Source organism: Bradyrhizobium macuxiense, from assembly GCF_001542415.1.
GTDB lineage: Bacteria > Pseudomonadota > Alphaproteobacteria > Rhizobiales > Xanthobacteraceae > Bradyrhizobium > Bradyrhizobium macuxiense.
On record NZ_LNCU01000080.1, the window covers coordinates 1 to 3,395 of the forward strand.

General features: G+C 63.8%; 3 protein-coding genes. 1 reads left to right on the forward strand and 2 read right to left on the reverse strand.

What is annotated here, in order from left to right; all coding sequences use genetic code 11:
• The first annotated feature begins 25 nt into the window (after positions 1 to 25).
• Positions 26 to 1,129, forward strand: coding sequence for an ISAs1 family transposase (locus AS156_RS22720; protein WP_066499663.1), 1,104 nt, complete (start codon positions 26 to 28; stop codon positions 1,127 to 1,129).
• Between the two features lie 51 nt (positions 1,130 to 1,180).
• Here AS156_RS22720 and AS156_RS22725 read toward each other — a convergent pair whose 3' ends face one another.
• Together AS156_RS22725 and AS156_RS44785 are read right to left on the reverse strand one after the other, a co-directional pair.
• Positions 1,181 to 2,491 carry an ABC transporter substrate-binding protein gene (locus tag AS156_RS22725; RefSeq protein WP_066508888.1) on the reverse strand — a complete coding sequence of 437 codons (1,311 nt, stop codon included), beginning with the start codon at positions 2,489 to 2,491 and terminating at the stop codon, positions 1,181 to 1,183.
• Between the two features lie 266 nt (positions 2,492 to 2,757).
• Positions 2,758 to 3,395 (reverse strand): MFS transporter (locus AS156_RS44785; RefSeq protein ID WP_488226050.1); only part of this gene is annotated, 638 nt, incomplete at its 5' end.

Sequence of the window (3,395 nt, forward strand, 5' to 3'; positions counted from 1 at the left end):
ACTCCTGGGTCAAGAAGGGGGTCGGATGCGCCAATTCAAGAAGGTTTTTGGTCGATTGCCGGACCCGCGGGCGGCCAATGCGAGGCACGATCTTTTGGAGGTGCTGGTCATCGCGCTGGCAGCAACGCTGTGCGGAGCGGAATCGTGCTCGGACATGGCGGACTTCGGAGCAGCGAAGGAGGAGCTGTTGCGGCTCTTCCTTCGGTTGGAGCATGGCATCCCGAGCCACGACACATTCAGCCGGGTTTTCCGCCTGCTCAAGCCACAAGCCTTCGAGAAGGTTTTCCGTCGTTTCATGGCGGCTTTTGCCAAAGCCAACGGGCTCAAGCTCACCGGAGTGGTGGCCGTCGACGGCAAGGCGTTGCGCGGCGCCTACGAGCGCGGCGGCAAAGCCACGCCGCTGCATCTGGTCAACGTCTTTGCGGTGGATGCCCGCATGGCTTTGGCTCAGCAGAAAGCGCCTGGTCGCAACGAGACGGCAGGCGCCTTGGAAGTGTTGGACCTTCTCAGTCTGGAGGGCTGCATCGTTACCGCCGATGCCCTGCATTGCAGCCGCGCCTTTGCCAGCGCCGTGCTGGAGCGAGGTGGCAATTACACTCTGGCGATCAAAGCCAACCGCGGCCCCCTGTTCAAGGCGGTTACGCAACAATTTGCGCGATCGGGCAGGCGCAGCAGTGCCGAGCAGATCGACCCCTCCAGCCACGATCGGCACGAGGCGCGGCGCGCCACCATCATGCGCAACACCAGCCTGGCTGCGCACCACGACTTCCCCGGCGTCGCAGCGGTGGGGCGCATCACCTCGCGCAGGCGTCTGCGAGGCCACCGGGCCGATGCACCGGTTGTACGCCACTATCTCTTGTCCAAATACATCTCCCCCAAGCGGCTGCTGCACATCACCCGCAGTCATTGGGGCATCGAGAACCAGCTCCATTGGGTGCTCGACGTCCATTTCGCCGAGGACGGCAATCGCGCGCGAAAGGACCATGCTCCCGAGAACCTCGCTACCCTGCGCAGGCTCGCACTCAATATCCTGCGAGCTCACCCCGACCGCGCCTCCATCCGGCGCAAAATCAAGCGCGCCGGATGGGATCATGCCTTTTTCCTCGGCATGCTCGGTCATATGCGATAGCCCTGCCGCTTGCGGGGAGAGGTAAGAAGGACGACCTCACTCCTGCCACGCCTAAGCCGCGTACACCGACCCCTTCGGCAGCGGGAATACCGGGTCCTGGGTCCTGATATTGGTCGGCCACACCACCGAGATGTGCTCGCCGGCGTTCTGCATCACGACCGGCGTCGAGCGCTCGTTCTGGCCGGCCATCGGGGTGCCGGGCGGAAAGAACTTCACGCCATAGCCCTGGATGGTGCCGCCGGGCGGGATGTCGACGTCGAGCGCCGCCTTGCGGATCGCTTCCGGATCAAAGCCGCCATATTTCTCCTTGGCGACCGGCAGCACGTTGTTGAGCAGGATCCAGGTCTGGTTGAAGCCCATCGAGCAGTGCGGCGGCACCTCGGTGGCGTTGGTCTTTGCCTTGAAACGCTCGACCATGATCTTGGTGAGATCGCCGACCCCCGGCGCGAGCTTGGCGGGATCGAGCAGTTGCGCCGGGACCGGATCGATGTTGCAGAAATTGTCGATGTCTGCGCCGAAGGTCGCGCGCAGCTTGTCGAGCTGGCTGTAGCCGGCGCCGGCGCCAAACAGCATCTTGAACTTCAGCCCGCTTTCGCGCGCCTGGCGCAGGAACAGGGTGATGTCTGGGTTGTAGCCTGCATGCGAGATCACGTCGGCCTTGGCGCGCTTGAGCTTGGTCACCAGCACCGAGAGATCAGGTGCGGCTGCCGAATAGCCTTCCTTGAGCACGATCTGTAGCCCCGCTTCCTTCGCGAAGGCTTCGTCGGCGGCGGCGACGCCGACGCCGTACGGACCGTCCTCGTGGACCAGCGCGACCTTGACGTCCTTCGGCTCCACGCCGAGCTTGGCCTTGGTGTGCTCGGCGAGGAAGCCCGCGAAAGCCTGGCCGTACTGGTCGGAATGGATCTGCGCGCGGAAGACATATTGCAGGTTTCGGTCCTTGAACACCGCGGTCGAAACCGCCGTCGTGATCCAGAGGATCTTCTTGTGCTGCTCGACCTTGGCCGCCAGCGGCACCGCATGCGCGCTCGAGAACACGCCCAGGATGATGTCGAGCTTCTCCTGGTTGATCAGCCGCTCGACCTCGTTGATGGCGACGTCGGCCTTGCTCTGGGAATCGACCTTGACGGTGTCGACCTTGTACTTGCCGCCGATGCCGCCCCGCTCGTTGCAAAGCTCGATCGCGATATCGGTGCCGACAGAGGAGGCGATCGAGCCGCCCGCGGCGAATGGTCCGGTCATGTCGTAGACCGATCCGATGCGGACCGTTTCGGCCTGGGCCAGTGCGCGCGTCCAATCGAAGCTGAAGGCAGCGGCAGCCGCCGCAGACGTCTTCAGCAGCGTCCTGCGTGAAGTCGGCATGATGTCCTCCCCTGAAGCCGTTCTTTGACGGTCTTTTCTTGTTTTTGCGGAGTATTGGGAGGCGGCGCCGGAAAGTCAACGCGATTGCAATCCGTGCGGGCTCAGGAGGGCACGTATCGGCGGCGTCGTCCGGCGAAGGCCGGGACCCATAACCCCAAATGCAGATTGTTCTGCGACGCTGGGGCCGTGATCCCTTTCACGACACAATACGGTGGTTATGGGTCCCGGCCTTCGCCGGGACGACGATAGCTTCGGCCAGCGAAAGCCTACTCCATCACCGCCGCATGGTCCGAGGGCCCGGACTGGTTGCGCAGCGCCGCTTTGGTCGAGCCGATCATGATCGCGAGCGGAATCGAGCCCAGGATGAACAGCATCACCAGCATGTAGTCGTGCGAGAAGGCGATGATCTGCGACTGCGCCGCCACCATCTTGTCGGCGAGCGCGCGGCCGGCGTCGGTGTTGAGGTTGATCATCCCGGCGACGTCGGGCATCTGCAGCGCATGGTTGAACGGATTGATGTGCTCCGACAGCGTCGCATAGATGCGTCGCCCGCCCTCGGTGAGCTGCGCGATCACGATCGAGATGCCGACCGAGCTCGCGACGTTGCGCAGCAGCGTCAGCATCGAGGTGCCGTCGGTGCGGAGGTTGTTCGGCAGCGTCAGGAACGACACCGTCGACAACGGCACGAAGACGAGGCCGAAGCCGAACCCCTGGATGATGCTGACCGTGATGATCTCGGTCGCCTGGGTCATGTCGGTCCAGCCTGTCATCTGGAACAACGATCCCGCCGTCAGGCTGAGGCCTGTGATGATCAGCGTGCGCGCCTCGATGTAGCGCATCAGGCGGCCGACCAGCATCATCGCGACGAAAGTGCCGAAGCCGCGGCTCGCCAGCAGCAAGCCCG

Excerpts from the sequence above, each read along its gene's own strand:
- AS156_RS22720 (WP_066499663.1), top strand. The coding sequence starts at position 26 with ATGCGCCAATTCAAGAAGGTTTTTGGTCGATTGCCGGACCCGCGGGCG.
- AS156_RS22725 (WP_066508888.1), bottom strand. The coding sequence starts at position 2,491 with ATGCCGACTTCACGCAGGACGCTGCTGAAGACGTCTGCGGCGGCTGCC.